General features: G+C 66.5%; 14 protein-coding genes. 7 read left to right on the top strand and 7 right to left on the bottom strand.

The window, feature by feature from the left end; all coding sequences use genetic code 11:
* Positions 1-945, top strand: a complete 945-nt coding sequence (locus IEX33_RS10085; protein WP_188729795.1) for a COX15/CtaA family protein — start codon at positions 1-3, stop codon at positions 943-945.
* A 72-nt stretch (positions 946-1,017) separates the two neighbouring features.
* On the opposite strand, the gene IEX33_RS10090 is transcribed toward IEX33_RS10085, so the two are convergent.
* Together IEX33_RS10090 and IEX33_RS10095 are read right to left on the bottom strand one after the other, a co-directional pair.
* The gene (locus IEX33_RS10090; RefSeq protein WP_188729797.1) at positions 1,018-3,351 is read right to left on the bottom strand and encodes a SulP family inorganic anion transporter; all 2,334 of its coding nucleotides are present in this window, start codon (positions 3,349-3,351) and stop codon (positions 1,018-1,020) included.
* A gap of 204 nt (positions 3,352-3,555) precedes the next feature.
* Positions 3,556-4,515, bottom strand: coding sequence for a heme o synthase (locus tag IEX33_RS10095; RefSeq protein WP_174174566.1), 960 nt, complete (start codon positions 4,513-4,515; stop codon positions 3,556-3,558).
* Between the two features lie 543 nt (positions 4,516-5,058).
* On the opposite strand from IEX33_RS10095, the gene tkt reads away from it, so the two are divergent.
* Genes tkt through pgl form a run of 6 tightly spaced genes read left to right on the top strand, consistent with a single transcriptional unit; the run spans position 5,059 to position 13,281 of the window.
* Positions 5,059-7,176, top strand: coding sequence for a transketolase (gene tkt, locus IEX33_RS10100; RefSeq protein ID WP_188730143.1), 2,118 nt, complete (start codon positions 5,059-5,061; stop codon positions 7,174-7,176).
* Between the two features lie 27 nt (positions 7,177-7,203).
* On the top strand, positions 7,204-8,319 hold the full coding sequence (gene tal, locus IEX33_RS10105; RefSeq protein ID WP_188729800.1) for a transaldolase: 1,116 nt from the start codon (positions 7,204-7,206) through the stop codon (positions 8,317-8,319).
* Positions 8,320-8,325: 6 nt separating this feature from the next.
* Positions 8,326-9,960, top strand: coding sequence for a glucose-6-phosphate isomerase (locus IEX33_RS10110; RefSeq protein ID WP_188729802.1), 1,635 nt, complete (start codon positions 8,326-8,328; stop codon positions 9,958-9,960).
* Positions 9,961-9,975: 15 nt separating this feature from the next.
* Complete coding sequence (gene zwf, locus IEX33_RS10115; RefSeq protein ID WP_174174572.1) at positions 9,976-11,535, top strand: glucose-6-phosphate dehydrogenase; 1,560 nt, start codon at positions 9,976-9,978, stop codon at positions 11,533-11,535.
* Positions 11,532-12,473 (top strand): glucose-6-phosphate dehydrogenase assembly protein OpcA, encoded by a 942-nt coding sequence (locus IEX33_RS10120; protein WP_188729804.1) that lies wholly within the window; start codon positions 11,532-11,534, stop codon positions 12,471-12,473. Before zwf ends, IEX33_RS10120 begins: the two co-directional genes overlap by 4 nt.
* Entirely contained in the window at positions 12,463-13,281 is an 819-nt protein-coding gene (pgl, locus tag IEX33_RS10125) for a 6-phosphogluconolactonase (protein WP_188729805.1), read from the top strand. The genes IEX33_RS10120 and pgl overlap by 11 nt, the downstream gene beginning before the upstream one ends.
* Here the strand turns inward: pgl and IEX33_RS10130 are convergent.
* The 5 genes from IEX33_RS10130 to gap all read right to left on the bottom strand — a co-directional run bounded on the left by IEX33_RS10130 (position 13,234) and on the right by gap (position 17,230).
* Complete coding sequence (locus IEX33_RS10130) at positions 13,234-13,626, bottom strand: RNA polymerase-binding protein RbpA (RefSeq protein ID WP_104187296.1); 393 nt, start codon at positions 13,624-13,626, stop codon at positions 13,234-13,236. The genes pgl and IEX33_RS10130 overlap by 48 nt on opposite strands.
* Before the next feature lie 119 nt (positions 13,627-13,745).
* Positions 13,746-14,000, bottom strand: coding sequence for a preprotein translocase subunit SecG (gene secG, locus IEX33_RS10135; protein ID WP_104187299.1), 255 nt, complete (start codon positions 13,998-14,000; stop codon positions 13,746-13,748).
* 50 nt (positions 14,001-14,050) lie between these two features.
* Entirely contained in the window at positions 14,051-14,866 is an 816-nt protein-coding gene (gene tpiA / locus IEX33_RS10140) for a triose-phosphate isomerase (RefSeq protein ID WP_188729807.1), read from the bottom strand.
* Between the two features lie 116 nt (positions 14,867-14,982).
* Positions 14,983-16,209: a phosphoglycerate kinase gene (locus IEX33_RS10145; protein ID WP_188729809.1), complete on the bottom strand. Its 1,227-nt coding sequence runs from the start codon at positions 16,207-16,209 to the stop codon at positions 14,983-14,985.
* A gap of 10 nt (positions 16,210-16,219) precedes the next feature.
* The gene (gene gap / locus IEX33_RS10150; RefSeq protein ID WP_104187307.1) at positions 16,220-17,230 is read right to left on the bottom strand and encodes a type I glyceraldehyde-3-phosphate dehydrogenase; all 1,011 of its coding nucleotides are present in this window, start codon (positions 17,228-17,230) and stop codon (positions 16,220-16,222) included.
* Positions 17,231-17,240 lie beyond the last annotated feature (10 nt).

Raw genomic sequence — 17,240 nt, forward strand, 5'->3', positions numbered from 1 at the left:
GTGAGCACCGCCTTCCGCCTTCCCCAGTTCGCCGGCCGCCTCGCGTCGCGGCTGCCCCGCACCGTGGACGCAAGTGTTCGGCGCCTGGCCGTGGCCTCCCTGATCGGGCAGACCATGCTGGTGTTGACCGGTGGAGCCGTCCGGTTGACGTCCTCCGGGCTGGGCTGCCCCACCTGGCCCCGCTGCACGGACACGTCCCTGGTGAACACGCCCGAGATGGGAATCCACGGGTTCATCGAGTTCGGCAACCGCCTCCTCACCTTCGCCCTGGCCGCCGTCGCCGCGCTGATGCTGGTGTACCTGTGGAACCTCCGCAAGGAGCGCCGCGACCTCTTCCTGCTGGCGCTGGGCCTGCTGGCCAGCATCCCCGCCCAGGCCGTGATCGGCGGCATCACCGTCCTCACCAACCTCAACCCCTGGGTGGTGGGCCTCCACTTCCTGGTCTCCATGGCACTGGTGGTGCTCGCCACGCTGCTGGTCAACCGGGCGTTCGGCCGGACCGGCCGGTTTCGCACTGTCTCCCTCGCCCCCCTGCCGGGGGTCATGCGCCCGGTGACGGCCGCCGTCGCGCTTTTTTCCGCCCTCGCCGTCATGCTGGGCGTGGTGGTCACCGGAGCGGGTCCGCACGCAGGAGACGCCGATGCACCGCGCAACGGTCTGGACTGGGACCTGTTCTCCCACATCCACGCCGTCCCGGCCTACCTGGTGACGGCAGGAACCCTGGTGGCGCTCGCGCTGGTGCTTCTGCGGCGGATCACTGGCCCCATCCGGACGGCGGTCCTCGGCCTCCTTGGCGTCACCCTGCTCCAGGCCGTCATCGGATTCACCCAGTACTACAACGGCGTCCCGGCCCTGCTCGTGGCAGCCCACATGCTCGGCGCCGCAATGCTCATGGGCGCTGCAACAAACGCCTGGGACATCGCCAGGTCAAGCCCCGTGGCCTGACCCCGCTCCCCTGCCAAGGGCGCCCCGGTTCGTAAACCGGGGCGCCCTTTTGCCTGCCTGCCGATGCCGCGCTCAGCCCGCAGGCGCGTGGGCCGTGGACATCTCCGCGGCTTGTTCCGGGTCCAGGAACTCGATGCCCTCCTGGCGCACAAGCACCACCCGGGCCGTGGCGATGTCGTAGAAGAGGCCTGTTGCCTGGACACGACCGTCGGCCAGGGCGGGACCTGCCACCGGATGGCTTTCCAGCTTGGCCAGCTGGACGGCGACGTTCACCATGCCCAGCTGGTCCACCCGGCAATACCCGGCGGCAGCGGCACTGGCGGCCACCGGATGGTCCGCCAGCAATTCGAGGTAGCTGGGGCGGGCATGCTCCAGCCAGGCGTCAAAACCGGCACCAAGTCCGGGATTGCCCGCACCTTCGGCATCGGCGATGACGGCCTTCATGGCTCCACAGTTCGAGTGCCCGCAGATCACGATCGAGTCCACCTCCAGGCCCTTCAGGGCAAAGGAGAGGGCCGAGTCGATCGAGGCGGCCTGGCCGTCATGGCACACCACGTTGCCGATGTTCCGCAACGTCAGCAGGTCGCCGGGGCCACTGCTGGTGATCAGGTTGGGGTTCACGCGCGAGTCCACGCAGGCCACGAACAGGGTGTCCGGGTTCTGCCCTTCCGCAAGGTCCCGCACCAGCGGCCGGACCTTGTCAGCGAAGCGCCGGTGGTACTTGTTGATGCCCAGCAGGACCGGTGATGGCGGCAGCGTGCTTTGTCCTTCATTTCCCTCCGCCAGTTCGTCCGGGTCTGGCTGCCACGAGGTCCTGGGTGGGAGCGGAAGCTCCTGCGCTTCCTGGCGCTTCGGCGCCCGGTCCGCCGCGTCCTGGAACAGGGTGTTCCCGTGATGTTCAAGGAGGACAGCACCGCCGGCGGCCTGGTACTGCTGCTGCCAGGCGAGCAGGGCCTCGCGGAACGCATGGTCCACGTAGTCCGCGTTGAGCTCCACAAGCACGTGTTCCCCGGCCGGGACCGAGTGCAGCACGCGGTTGAGCCGCGGGAGTGCGAAGAAGCTGCACGAACCGTCGATGGTTACCCGCCAGGACCTGGACGGCGGAACAGGCGCCTGCGCGTGGACTGTTGCCCGCAGCACGCGCCACAGCACACTGGCCGCCGCGAGTGCCAGGCCGATCATGACGCCTTCCAGCAGGTTCAGGAAGACCACGCACAGCAGGGTCACGGCATAGATCAGCAGGTCACCCGTCCGGAGGCTGGTGCGGATGTCCGCCACCTTGATCAGGCGGGCGCCGATGACCACCAGGAGTCCTGCGAGGACGGACAGCGGGATCAGCTGGATCAGCCCTGCGAAGAGTGCGGAGAAGGCCAGCACCCAAACACCGTGCAGGACGGCGGAGGCCCGGGTCGCGGCGCCGGCCTCCACATTGGTGGCGCTGCGCACGATCACCCCGGTGACAGGCAGGCCGCCCAGCGATCCGGAAACGATATTGGCAGCACCCTGCCCCACCAGCTCGCGGTTCAGGTTGGTCCGGGGCCCGTGCTGCATTTTGTCCACGGCGACGGCGGACAGGAGGGACTCGATGCTGGCGATCAGCGCCATCGTCAGGACGGCGAACGCCGCTGCCCGCCAGCTGCCGTCGGGCAGCTGCGGCAACGCGACGGCGTCAAAGATTGAATCGGTGAAAGAGATACGTTCAACAGCAGGGGCGAACGCCACCGACAGTGCCGTGCCGGCAGCGACGGCGGCCAGCGGCCCCGGGACACGGCGCGCCGCGGCGGGCAGGTACTTCCAGCCCAGGAGGATAGCGACGACGGTAAGGCCCAGGAGGGCTGCGTGCAGTTCGACGCCGGTGATGGCTGCGGGCATGGCCCCGAGGTTCTCGAGGGCCGAGCCGGCCGGCTGCGACCCGAGCAGGACGTGGACCTGCTGCAGGATGATGGTGACCCCGATGCCGGCCAGCATGGCTTTGACCACCACGGGTGAGACGGCAAGCGCGGCACGCCCCACGCGGCTGATGCCCAGCAGCAGCTGGACAACGCCGGCTGCCGCGGTGATGGCGCAGGTCACCTGCCAGCCGAACTCCTGGACAATGCCGGCGACGACGACGGTCAGGCCGGCGGCCGGGCCGCTCACCTGCAGCGGCGACCCGCCCAGGCTCCCCGCCACGATACCGCCGACTGCAGCAGCGATAAGGCCGGCCATGACGGGCGCGCCGGACGCCGCGGCAATTCCCAATGACAGTGGCAGGGCAACGAGGAACACCACCAGCGAAGCAGGCACGTCGGCCGCAAGATGGGCCACGAAGCCCGGCCGGCGGAACCCGTACCGGTTGCCTGTGCCACCCGGCGGCGGGCTATGGATTGGGGCTTCAGCTGTTGCTGGGTGCGGCGGTTGTGCCATGGAACTTCCTTTGCTTGGGAGCAGGACCAGTTCCACCGTAACCACACGGTCACGGGGCATGACAGGTTAAAGTGACCAACATGACACTTTCTGTCATAAATGCAGCAGTGTCTATTTGCCCCGGCACTCTGTCACATCCGGGGCCAAGAAAAAACCTCCCCCGGCCGCGGCCGGGGGAGGTTCAAAGTCTGCGGGATTGTGGAGTCAGCCGGCCATGACGGCGGGGCCGATGAACGGGTCCACAGCCAGGGCGATAAACAGGAGGGTGAGGTAGCTGATGGAACCATGGAAGACCTTCATGGCCCGCTTGTCCGAGATGTCCTCACGCTGGGCCCTGTTGTAGAGCGCGTGTGACTCGTAGAGGAACCAGGCGCCCGCAAGGACGGCAGTGACGGTGTAGACCCATCCGGCTCCACCGGCCGGAACCATGAGCAAGGAGCAGGCCACCATGGCCCAGGCGTAGAGGACCACCTGCACGGAGACCACCTTGGCGCCGGCGATGGCGCCGAGCATGGGGACCTTGGCGTTGCGGTAGTCCTCGCCGTAGCGCATGGACAGCGGCCAGTAGTGCGGGGGCGTCCAGAGGAAGATCACCATGAAGAGGATGACGGCCGGCCATTCCACCGAGTTGGTGACCGCCGCCCAGGCAATCAGCACGGGGAAGCAGCCTGCCGCCCCGCCCCACACGATGTTTTGCGCGGTCCGGCGCTTGAGGATGATCGTGTAGATCACCACGTAGAAGAAGATGGCGCCCAACCCGAGCCAGGCGGACAAGGGGTTCGCACCGAACCACAGGATCGCGATGGCGGCGGCACCCAGGAGCCACGAGAAGATCAGTGCCTCACGCGGCGTGACCTCACCGGTGACCAGCGGGCGGTTCTCGGTGCGGTGCATCAGTTTGTCGATGTCGCGGTCGATATAGCAGTTGAAGGCTCCGGCGCTGCCGGCCGCGAAGGCGCCGCCAACCAGCGTTGCGAGAATGAGCCCGATGGACGGAAAGCCGCGCTCTGCGTAGATCATGGTGGGCAGCGTGCTGACCAGGAGCAGTTCAATGACCCGGGGCTTCGTGAGGGCGAGATACGCCTTTGCCTTACGGGCGATCCCGGGCCGCGAAGCCCGTGATGCGTTCAGCGTCGTATCTGTTGTGCTCACGGTGGCAGTCACCCGTTCTGTTGGCAGTTCTGTCTGGCTGTCCAGCTGTGTCGTCCGGCCCCGCCCCAAACCGGGCGCCCGCGGAACAGTGATCCACGCAACAGCGGGAGTCCGGGCGGCTGGCAAGTGTCCCCCAACCCGGCGCTGGCCTCCGAATATCATACCGCGCCGGCCTCCACGCCACCGCCCGTCCGCCGACACCGGCAATCGGCACCCGCCAGGCCTTCTGTAGATGGTGGTGATCGCTCGCGCGCCAATTCGAGCAGATTAACTCAACCTCACTTCAGACGCATTCACATAAGCGGAAATTGCGTCCAAAACGTGAGATTTGGGCCGCCCGGAGAATGGAATAGAGCTAAGCTGTCACCAGATCAGCACGCAGCAAGGAAGCGGTGGAAAACGCATTCCCAACTGCCAGTGGCTGAGTGAAAGATCAACGTTTCGATGGTGAACGGCTGGTACACACCGCAGCGGGCGCCACACAGCGTGCCTTCATGCAGATCCGGTGTGCCACCTGCCATCAGCACAGAGAGGGGCCCGGTTTTCGTGCCACATTTGGAAGAGCAAGAACTGTCCTGGACTAGCCTGGACCAGCGTGCGGTGGACACTGTTCGCGTACTGGCCGCGGACGCGGTGGAGAAGGTTGGCAACGGCCACCCCGGAACGGCCATGAGCCTGGCGCCGGCCGCGTACCTTCTTTTCCAGAAGCTGATGCGCCATGACCCACGGAATCCCGACTGGCTGGGCCGTGACCGCTTCGTCCTGTCCCCGGGCCACACTTCCCTGACCCTGTACATCCAGCTGTTCCTGTCCGGCTACGGCTTGGAACTGAAGGACCTCGAGGCCCTGCGCACCTGGGATTCACTGACGCCCGGCCACCCTGAGTACAAGCACACCGCCGGCGTCGAGATCACCACGGGCCCGCTGGGCCAGGGCCTTGCGTCGTCCGTTGGGTTCGCCTACTCCCAGCGCCGGATGCGCGGCCTGTTCGACGCCGATGCTGCCGCCGGCACCAGCCCGTTCGACCACACCATCTGGGTCATCGCGTCCGACGGCGACCTCCAGGAAGGCGTCACGGCAGAGGCTTCCTCGCTCGCCGGCCACCAGGAACTCGGCAACCTCGTGGTGGTTTACGACGAGAACCACATCTCCATCGAGGACGATACCGACATCGCATTCACCGAGGATGTCCTGAAGCGCTACGAGGCCTACGGCTGGCACGTCCAGCGCGTCGACTGGACCAAGACCGGCGAATACAAGGAAGACGTCCAGGAACTCTACTCGGCACTCCTTGCGGCCAAGGCTGAGACGTCCAAGCCCTCCATCGTCTCGCTGCGCACCATCATCGGCTACCCGGCGCCCAAGAAGCAGAACACCGGCAAGATCCACGGTTCCGCCCTTGGTGCCGAGGAAGTGGCAGCCCTCAAGGAGGTCCTGGGCTTCGACCCCGCCAAGTCCTTCGATGTCGACCAGGACGTTCTTGCCCACGCCCGTGCGGTGGTGGACAGGGGTGCTGCTGCCCGCAAGGAATGGGAAGAGTCCTTCAACGCCTGGCAGGCCGCCAACCCCACCGGCGCCGAGCTCCTGCAGCGCATCGAGGCCAAGGAACTTCCCGACGGCGTCGACGCAGCCCTTCCGGTCTTCCCGGCCGGCAAGGATGTCTCCACCCGCGCGGCCTCCGGCAAGGTCCTGAACGCACTGGGCCCCGTCCTCCCCGAACTCTGGGGCGGTTCCGCTGACCTTGCGGAGTCGAACAACACCACCATCGAGGGCTCGCCGTCGTTCGTTCCTGCCTCCAAGCAGACCGACGCCTGGTCCGGCAACCCATACGGCCGCGTGCTGCACTTCGGCATCCGCGAGCACGCCGCGGCGTCGATTGTGAACGGCATCAGCCTGCACGGACGGACCCGCGCATTCTCCGGCACGTTCCTGATCTTCAGCGACTACCAGCGGCCCGCCATCCGCCTCGGCGCCCTGATGGGTGTTCCGTCGCTGTACGTCTGGACGCACGACTCCATCGGCCTCGGCGAAGACGGCCCCACCCACCAGCCGGTGGAACAGCTCGCTTCCCTGCGCGCCATTGTGGGCCTGGATGTTGTCCGCCCCGGTGACGCCAACGAGGTAGCCGTCGCCTGGAAGACCATGCTGGAGAACCACAGCAACCCCGCCGGCATCGTGCTGACCCGCCAGAACATCCCCACCTGGGAGCGCGGTGACGGCGAGGCCGACGGCGACACCTTCGGTTCCGTTGCCGGCGTCGCCAAGGGCGGCTACGTCCTTGCCGAAGCATCGAAGGACGGCGCCACCGTCCCGGCCGACGTCATCCTCATCGGCACCGGTTCCGAGGTCCAGCTGGCCGTCCAGGCCCGTGAGGCCCTGCAGGCTGAAGGCATCGCCGCCCGCGTTGTCTCCATGCCCTGCGTTGAATGGTTCAACAAGCAGGACGCCGCCTACCGCGAGTCCGTGCTCCCCGCCGCCGTCAAGGCCCGCGTGTCCGTCGAAGCAGGACTTGCCCTCGGCTGGAGGGAATTCGTCGGCGACGCCGGCCGTTCCGTCAGCCTGGAGCACTACGGCGCTTCCGCGGACTACAAGCGCCTCTTCCAGGAGTTCGGCATCACCGCAGAGGCCGTCGCCGCTGCCGCCAAGGACTCCCTCGCAGGCCTCCAGGCCTAACCTACGATTTCCAGGAGATACAGAACAATGACTACTCCCACCCAGCAGCTCTCAGACGCCGGAGTTTCCATCTGGCTTGATGACCTTTCCCGCGGACGCCTGGACACCGGCACCCTGGCGAAGCTCATCGAAGAGAAGAACGTCGTTGGCGTAACCACCAACCCGTCCATCTTCCACGCCGCGATCACGGCAGGCACCGACTACGACGCCACCATCGCCAAGCAGGCAGCAGCAGGCGCAAGCGTCGAGGACACCATCTTCGAGATCACCACCACCGACGTCGCGGACGCCTGCGACCTCTTCGCACCGGTGGCCGCAGCCACCAAGGGCGTTGACGGACGCGTCTCCATCGAGGTTGACCCCCGCCTGGCCTGGGACACGGCAGGCACCATCGCCGAAGCCAAGCACCTGTACAAGCGGGTCAACAAGGACAACGTCCTCATCAAGATCCCGGCCACCCTCGAGGGCCTCGAAGCCATCACCGCCACCCTGGCCGAGGGCATCAGCGTCAACGTGACACTGATCTTCTCCCTGGAGCGCTACCGCGCCGTTATTAACGCTTTCCAGTCCGGCCTGGAGCAGGCGAAGGAAAACGGCCACGATCTTTCCAGGATCCACTCCGTGGCCTCGTTCTTCGTCTCCCGCGTGGACTCCGAGATCGACAAGCGCCTCGACGCCATCGGCACCGAGGAAGCCAAGGCACTCAAGGGCAAGGCCGGCCTGGCCAACGCCCGCCTGGCATACCAGGTCTACGAGGAGCTGTTCGCCACCGAACGCTGGGCACTGCTGGCCGAGGCCGGCGCACTCCCCCAGCGTCCCCTGTGGGCTTCCACCGGCGTGAAGGACCCGGCCTACCCGGACACTCTCTACGTCACCGAACTCGTTGCCCCGGGCGTCGTGAACACCATGCCCGAGAAGACCCTGGACGCAACCTTCGATCACGGAGTGGTCACCGGGGACACCGTCACCGGCACCTACGCCGAAGCGAACGCCACCCTCGACGCGCTGGAGAAGCTCGGCATCGCCTACAACGACGTCGTGGCACTCCTCGAATCCGAAGGCCTGGACAAGTTCGTAGCCAGCTGGAAGGAACTGCTGGCCGACGTCGAGGGCGCCCTCGCCTCTGCACGGAAGGCTTCCTAACCCACTATGACCACTCTCAGCTACGACGCCACCGGTGCCGCACAGCAGGCATTGGAACTGCACCTCCCCGTCCTCGTGGAGGAACGCATCGCCACCCGCATCTTCGCCAAGGACCACACCCTGTGGGGTCCCGATGCGGAGGCCGAATCGGCAATCCGCCTCGGGTGGGTGGAGGCTGCCACCGTCTCCCAGCCTCTGGTCAAGGACATCCTGGAACTCCGCGACGCCCTGACGTCAGAAGGCGTGACCCGCATTGTGCTGTGCGGCATGGGCGGCTCCTCGCTGGCTCCAGAGGTTATTGCCGGCACCGCCGGCGTCGAGCTGACAGTGCTGGACAGCACGGACCCCGACCAGGTCCGTGCAGCCCTCGCCGACCGGCTGGACGAGACCGCGATCGTGGTCTCGTCCAAGTCCGGTTCAACCGTTGAAACGGATTCCCAGCGGCGGGTCTTCGAGAAGGCGTTCAACGACGCCGGCATCGACGCCAAGAGCCGGATCATCATCGTCACCGATCCGGGTTCCCCACTGGACAAGGCCTCCCGCGAGGCCGACTACCGTGCCGTCTTCAACGCCGACCCCAACGTGGGCGGACGCTTCTCCGCGCTGACCGCTTTCGGTCTTGTGCCCTCCGGCCTGGCCGGTGTGGACATCCAGGCCTTCCTGGATGAGGCCGAGGAAGCAGCGGAGATCCTCAACGATGATGCGCCGGAAAACATCGGCCTGGCACTCGGAACCGCCCTTGGCGGAACCAGCCCCCTTCGGGACAAGATCGTCATCGCCGAGGACGGCTCCGGCATTGCAGGCTTCGCCGACTGGGCCGAGCAGCTGATCGCCGAGTCCACCGGCAAGCTGGGCACCGGTGTGCTTCCGGTGGTTGCCGGCCCAACCTCGCCCGAGGTCACCGGCGGTGCGGCTGACGTCCTGGTGGTGCGGCTGGTGGCAGCCGATGCCGACGTTGAACTCGGTGAAAACGAGGTTGCCATCGCCGGCGGGCTGCCCACCCAGATGATGGTCTGGGAGTTCGCCACTGCCGTGGCCGGACGCCTGCTGGGCATCAACCCGTTCGACCAGCCCGATGTCGAGGCCGCCAAGGTGGCTGCGCGCGGCCTGCTGGACGCCCAGCCCGAGCCCACTCCGGCAGCCTTCGTTGACGGAGCCATCGAGGTCCGCGGCGGTGACTGGCTCGGTGAGGCCCGCACCGCCGGGGACGCCGTGAAGGCACTGCTGGACACTCTGGAGAACGACAGCTACCTCAGCGTCCAGGCCTACTTCGACCGGCTGGCGTTTACGCAGCTCGAAGGCATCCGCGATGAGCTGGCCGCCGTCTCCGGCCGTCCCGTGACGTTCGGCTGGGGCCCCCGGTTCCTCCACTCAACGGGCCAGTTCCACAAGGGCGGCCCGGCCATCGGAGTGTTCCTCCAGGTCACGGCCGCATCCTCGGAGGACCTCGCCATCCCGGACCGACCCTTCACGTTCGGTGAACTGATCGCCGCGCAGGCCGCCGGCGACGCCCAGGTCCTGTCCGACCACGGACGTCCCGTGCTTCGGCTGCACCTCACTGACCGGGCTGCCGGTGTGGCACAGTTGCAGGACATCATTGCTGCGCTGTCCGCCAGGTCAGCCTCCGTTACTGAAAGCTAAGGCACGAAAAGCACCATGCCAGAAACTGAATACGGCAGGAAGTCTGCTGGCCGTGGGCGGAATCCGCTCCGCGACCCGCGTGACCGCCGCCTGAACCGGATCGCCGGTCCGTCATCGCTGGTCCTCTTCGGAGTGACCGGTGACCTTGCCCGCAAGAAGCTCATGCCCGCCGTGTACGACCTCGCCAACCGTGGCCTGCTGCCCCCCAGCTTCGCCCTGGTGGGTTTTGCCCGGCGGCAGTGGGACAAGGAGGACTTCGCCGCCGAAGTGAAGGCCTCGGTGCAGGCCTACGCCCGCACCCCCTTTGATGAGGCAGTGTGGAACCAGCTCTCCGAGGGCATCAGGTTCGTGCAGGGAGAGTTCGACGACGACGACGCCTTTGAGCGGTTGGGCGAAGTCATCGATGAGCTTGATGAGCTGCGCGGCACCCGCGGGAACCACGCGTTCTATCTGTCCATCCCGCCCAAGGCCTTTGAACAGGTCTGCCGGCAGCTGTCCAAGCACGGCCTGGCACAGGCTGAGGGTGACAAGTGGCGCCGCGTGGTGATCGAGAAGCCGTTCGGGCACGACCTTGAGTCCGCCCGGCAGCTTAACGACATCGTCGAATCGGTGTTCCCGCCGGACGCGGTGTTCCGGATCGACCACTACCTGGGCAAGGAAACGGTCCAGAACATCCTGGCGCTGCGTTTCGCCAACCAGCTGTTCGAGCCGTTGTGGAACGCGAACTACGTGGACCACGTGCAGATCACCATGGCCGAGGACATCGGCACGGGCGGCCGCGCCGGGTACTACGACGGCGTGGGCGCTGCCCGCGACGTGATCCAGAACCACCTGCTCCAGCTGCTGGCCCTGACGGCGATGGAGGAGCCCATCTCCTTCAACGCCGACGACCTGCGCGCGGAGAAGGAAAAGGTCCTTGCCGCCGTCAAGCTCCCTGATGACCTCTCCACGCACTCGGCGCGCGGGCAGTTCACCGGAGGCTGGCAGGGTGGCGAACAGGTCCAGGGCTACCTGGAGGAGGAAGGCATCCCCGCCGATTCCACCACCGAGACCTTTGCCGCCATCCGGGTGGACATCCACACCCGCCGCTGGTCCGGGGTCCCGTTCTACCTGCGCGCAGGCAAGCGCCTGGGCCGGCGCGTGACGGAAATCGCCGTCGTGTTCAAGCGGGCGCCCAACCTGTTGTTCCGCGACCACGCCGAGGACGACTTTGGCCAGAACGCCGTGGTGATCCGTGTCCAGCCGGACGAAGGCGTCACCATCCGGTTCGGTTCAAAGGTCCCGGGCACCCAGATGGAAGTCCGGGACGTGACCATGGACTTCGGCTACGGCCACTCGTTCACCGAGTCCAGCCCCGAGGCGTACGAACGGCTGATCCTGGACGTGCTCCTGGGCGAGCCGCCGCTGTTCCCGCGGCACGAGGAAGTGGAGCTGTCCTGGAAGATCCTGGACCCGTTCGAGGAATACTGGGCCCAGTTGAACGAACAGCCCGAACCCTATGCCCCGGGCAGCTGGGGCCCCGCCTCGGCTGACGAGCTGCTGGCCCGCGACGGACGAACCTGGAGAAGGCCATGATTGTAGACCTGCCGGACACCACCACCTCAACGGTTTCCAAGAAGATCATGTCCCTGCGTGAGCAGGGCGGCGTGATCGCCCTGGGCCGGGTGCTCACCCTGGTGGTGGTCACCAAGTCCGGGCTTGAGGAAGAAGCCATCGAGGCCGCCAACGAGGCCAGCCGTGAACATCCGTGCCGGATCATTGTCCTGGCCGACGCCGGAGCTACGGCTCCGGACCGCCTGGACGCCCAGATCCGCGTGGGCGGTGACGCCGGCGCCTCCGAGGTGATCGTGCTGCGCGGTTACGGGCAGCTCGCGCACGAGAGCGAGTCCCTGGTGGCCGCGCTGCTGCTCCCGGATGCACCGATCGTGGCCTGGTGGCCGCACGGCGCCCCGGAGAACGCCTGCGAAACCTCCATCGGACGGATCGCCCACCGCCGCATCACCGACTCCGCCAACGAGCCTGACCCGCAGCGTGCCCTGGAAAACATCCGGTCCACCTACAAAGCCGGTGACACGGACCTCGCCTGGACGCGCCTGACCAACTGGCGGATCCAGCTTGCCGCCGTCCTGGACCAGGTGGACTCCTCCCCCGTAACGGCAGTCGCCGTCGAGGGCGCCTCTGACTCCCCGAGCACCATCCTCCTCGCAGCCTGGCTGACGCTCACCCTGGACGCGCCGGTGACCATCGTTGCCGACCCGGCAGGCACGGGCATCCGGCGCGTGCGGCTGACACGGCCCGGCGGGGACATCCAGCTCTTCCGGCCGGGGTTGTCCGTGGCCGAGCTGACCCAGCCCGGCCAGCCGGCGCAGCGGATTTCGCTTCCGCGCCGCAGCCTGCGGGACTGCCTCGCCGAGGAGCTCCGCCGCCTGGACCCCGACGAGGTGTTTGGGGAAGTGATTACTATTGGACTGCCACGTACCAATCTAAGGAGCGTCCGACCCAGTGAGCGTTGACCCAAGAGTAAGCATTCATCCTGATTCGTCCGTCCTGATGGCCGCCATTGCCGCCCGCCTCATCACAAAGCTTGTTGATGTGCAGGATAAGTTCGGCGAGGCCACCGTGGTGCTGACCGGCGGAACCGTGGGCATCGGCACGCTCAAGGCGGTTGCGGACTCTCCGGCGGCTCCGGCCGTCGACTGGTCCAAGGTGAATTTCTGGTGGGGCGACGAGCGCTTCCTTCCCGGCGGGGACCCGGACCGGAACACCACCCAGGCGTTTGAGGCGCTGCTCTCGCACATACCCGTGGACCCCGAGCGGATCCACGCGCCCGGGTCCGCGGATGAATTCGGCGGCCCGGAAGAGGCAGCCGACGACTACGCCCGGAGGCTTCGGGAAGCTGCGGCGGCCGAGCACGCCGCGGACATGTCAGATGACCGGCCCGAAGAACCGGCTGCCCTGCCCCGCCTGGACGTTGTCCTGCTGGGCGTGGGCCCGGACGCGCATATCGCCTCGCTGTTTCCTGAGCAGGCGGGCGTGCGTGAAAAGGAACGCACGGTGGTGGGTGTCCGGAATTCACCCAAGCCGCCGCCGCTGCGGGTTTCCCTGACGCTGCCGGCCATCAACACCGCTTCTGAGGTGTGGATGGTGGTGGCTGGAGAGGACAAGGCCGGCGCGGTAGGGCTGGCCCTGGCGGGCGCCAACCCGGTGCAGGTCCCCGCAGCAGGACCGCGTGGGACGTCCCGGACCCTGTGGCTTATTGACGAGAACGCCGCGTCACGTGTCCCGCAGCAGCTCGTCCGCAAGGACGCCGCGGGCGCGTAGTTTTTCCAGCGCTCCGGCCAGGACGTCTTCGGCGTCCTGGCCGGAGCGCCGTTCTTTAACGTATTCGAGGTGTGTCTTGTAGCCGTCGTCCATGGCGTCCGCGGCCGCCGCTGCCTGCCCGTCCCGTGACGCGGGTGCACCACAGCGCCGGCAGTCCCACACCAGCGGAATCTGGTCCTCCGGAAGCTTGACGAAGACCGGCCTGGTCTCGTGCCCCTTGGCGCACCAATAGGAAACCTGGATACGGGGCAGGGCCTTGCCGTGATCCTCGGACTCGAAGCTGAAACCCGTCCCTTCCGTGACGCCCGCGCGGGTGCCGCGGAAGCCTGACGCCGGATGAATCATCGAAGGACTCCTGCCTGCTTAAACAGAAACTGTGGCTGTCGGGAACCGACAGCCACAGTTTAGTTCTCTGACCCGCGCGGCGGCAGTGCCCGCGCGGTGCCTTTTCCCGGGTTAGGGGGTCAGGAGTCGCCGCCGCTGAAGCGCATGATCAGGCCCAGCGCGATAATGACCATTCCCCAGGTGACGCCCAGGACGACGGTGAACCTGTTCAGGTTGCGTTCGGCAACGCCGGAGGAGCTGAGGCCTGAGCTCATGCCGCCGCCGAACATGTCCGACATCCCGCCGCCCCGTCCCTTGTGGAGGAGGATGAGCAGCGTCAGCAGGAGGCTGGTGATGCCCAGGAGGATCTGCAGAATGACATGAAGAACGTCCACGACGGCCTTTCAGGAAGTTGGAATTGCGGGAGTTTGCGCGGCGGGACGGACTAGTCCGTCACCAGATGACTCTCGAACCTGACAATATTAGCAAACTCGGCCGGATCGAGGCTCGCCCCGCCCACCAGCAGGCCGTCAACATCGCGTTCCTTGAGGATTGCTGCCGCGTTGTTGGCCTTGACCGAGCCGCCGTACAGCAGGCGGGTCTTAGCGGCGGTGTCCGCTCCGAACAGCTGCCCGAGCTCGGCGCGGATTGCCGCGCACATCTCCTGCGCGTCTTCCGGGCCGGCTACTTCACCGGTGCCAATGGCCCAGACGGGTTCGTACGCGACGACGAGCTCAGCGGCCTGGTCGGCGTTCAGCCCGGCCACACCGGCACGCAGCTGCTCCAGGGTGTGGTTGACGTGGGTGCCCGCCTGGCGGATCTCCAGGCCTTCGCCGACGCAGAGCACGGGCGTGACGCCGTGCTTGAAGGCGGCCTTGACCTTGGCGTTGAGGACGTCGTCGGATTCGTTGTGGATGGTGCGGCGTTCGCTGTGGCCCACCAGGACGTACTTGCAGCCGAGCTTGTTCAGGAACTGGCCGGAAATATCGCCGGTGTAGGCGCCGGAGTCGAACTGTGAGAGGTCCTGCCCGCCGTAGGCGACATCCAGGTCGTCGCCCTGGACAAGGGTCTGGACGCCGCGGAGGTCCGTGAACGGCGGGAAGACGGCAACCTCAACCCGGCTGTAGTCGTGCTTGGCGTCGGAAAGGGTCCAGGCAAGTTTCTGCAGCAGGGTGATGCCCTGCACGTGGTCCATGTTCATCTTCCAGTTGCCCGCGATGAATGGCTTGCGGTCGAAAGCGCCGTTCGTTGACGTTGTCACGTATTCTCCAAAAAGTACTAGATAAGTGTTCGGCCGGCAGGCTGCCGTGGGCAACCTGCCGGCCGGAGGGACTGAAGGGTCAGGTACTGCTGCCGGAGGGAACCACCGGGCAGGCCCTACCGGTCCAGGACGCTGAGCCCCGGCAGTTCCTTGCCTTCGAGGTATTCCAGGCTTGCACCGCCGCCGGTGGAAATATGGCCGAACTGGTCGTCGGCGAACCCGAGCGTGCGGACCGCAGCGGCCGAGTCTCCGCCGCCTACCACGGTGAACGCTTCGGTTTCGGTGAGGGCCTGGGCGATGGCGCGGGTGCCGGCGGAGAAGGCTTCAAACTCGAAGACCCCCATCGGGCCGTTCCAGAACACGGTCCTGGCACCATTGATCCGCTCGGCGAATGCTGCCGCCGAGTCCGGTCCAATGTCCAGTCCGATACCCTGGGCGCCGAAGCTGCTGCCCTCGATGTTGTCTGCAGGGACGGTCTCGTGGGCAGCGTCTGCCGCGAACTTCTCCGCCACCACGACGTCCGTGGGCACGACGAACTCCGTGCCCGCATCCGCTGCGCGCCTGAGGTAATCCTTGACCACGGGAATCTGGTCCTCCTCGAGCAGGCTGGAGGCCACTTTGTGCCCGGCTGCCGCGAGGAACGTGAAGAGCATTCCGCCGCCCACCAGGATGGTGTCAGCCTTGCCCAGCAGGTTGTCGATGACGGCCAGCTTGTCCGAGACCTTGGAGCCGCCGAGCACCACCACGTAGGGGCGCTGGGTGTCCGTGGTGAGCTTCCGCAGGACCTCCACCTCGGTGTGCACAAGGTCGCCGAGGTAGGACGGAAGCCGGGTGGCGACGTCGTACACGCTGGCGTGCTTGCGGTGCACGGCTCCGAAGGCGTCGTCCACGTAGGCGCCGTTGTCACCGGTCAGGGCCACCAGCTCGTCAGCGAAGGCGCCGCGCTCGGCGTCGTCCTTGCTGGTTTCGCGGGGATCGAACCGGACGTTCTCGAGGACAAGGACCTCGCCGTCCTGCAGGGACGCTGCTGCCTCCCTGGCGGCGCTGCCAACAGTGTCGGCGGCGAGGGTAACCTTGAAGCCGGCCAGTTCAGCCAGGCGGCTTGCTGCGGGCCGAAGGGAGTATTTCTCCTCGGGAGCGCCCTTGGGGCGTCCGAGGTGGGCTGTTACCAGCACGCGGGCACCGGCGTCCGTGAGCTTTGACAGCACTGGCAGTGAGGCCTTGATGCGGCCGTCGTCAGTGACTGTAGAGCCGTCGAGCGGCACATTCAGGTCACTTCGAACCAGAATGTACCGCCCGCGGACACCTTCAGCGATGAGTTCGTTGAGGGTGTTTGATGTCATGTGTCTAACCCTAGCCCAGCTTGGCTGCGACAAGCTCCGTGAGGTCGACGAGGCGGTTGGAGTAGCCCCATTCGTTGTCATACCAGGAAACAACCTTGACCTGGTTGCCGATCACCTTGGTCAGGCCGGAGTCGAAGATGGACGAAGCCGGGTCGCCGACGATGTCGCTGGAGACGATGGGCTCGTCGGTGTAGGTCAGGAAGCCCTGCAGCTCCTCGGACTCGGCAGCGCGCTTGAGGGCGGCGTTGACTTCCTCCACGGTGGTCTCGCGGGAGACCGTGACCGTCAGGTCGGTGGCGGAGCCGGTGGGCACGGGTACGCGGATGGCGTAGCCGTCCAGCTTGCCCTTGAGCTCGGGCAGGACCAGGCCGATGGCCTTGGCAGCACCGGTGGACGTGGGCACCATGTTGATGGCCGCGGCGCGGGCGCGGCGCAGGTCCTTGTGCGGGCCGTCCTGCAGGTTCTGGTCAGCGGTGTAGGCGTGGACCGTGGTCATGAGGCCGCGCTCGATGCCGAACTCGTCGTTGACCACCTTGGCCAGCGGGCCGAGGCAGTTGGTGGTGCAGGAAGCGTTGGAGATGATGTGGTGCGTGGCGTTGTCGTACAGGTTGTGGTTCACGCCCATCACGATGGTGATGTCCTCGTCAGAGGCAGGAGCGGAAATCAGGACCTTCTTGGCGCCGGCGTCGATGTGCTTCTGGGCATCGGCAGCCTTGGTGAAGAAGCCGGTGGACTCGATCACGATATCCACGCCCAGCTCGCCCCAGGGAAGGTTGGCGGGATCCCGCTCGGCGAGGACCTTGACGACGGTGCCGTTGACGACGATGTTGCCGTCCTTGACCTCGATGGTCTCCTTCAGGCGGCCGCCGACGGAGTCGTACTTGAAGAGGTGTGCGAGTGCTTCGGGGCTGGTGAGGTCGTTGACTGCAACGATCTCCAGGTCCGCGCCCTGTGCGAGTGCTGCGCGGAAGTAGTTGCGGCCAATACGGCCAAAGCCGTTGATACCAATACGGGTCGTCACTTTTTCAGTC

The sequence above is a fragment of the Pseudarthrobacter scleromae genome (assembly GCF_014644515.1).
Classification (GTDB): Bacteria; Actinomycetota; Actinomycetes; order Actinomycetales; family Micrococcaceae; genus Arthrobacter; species Arthrobacter scleromae.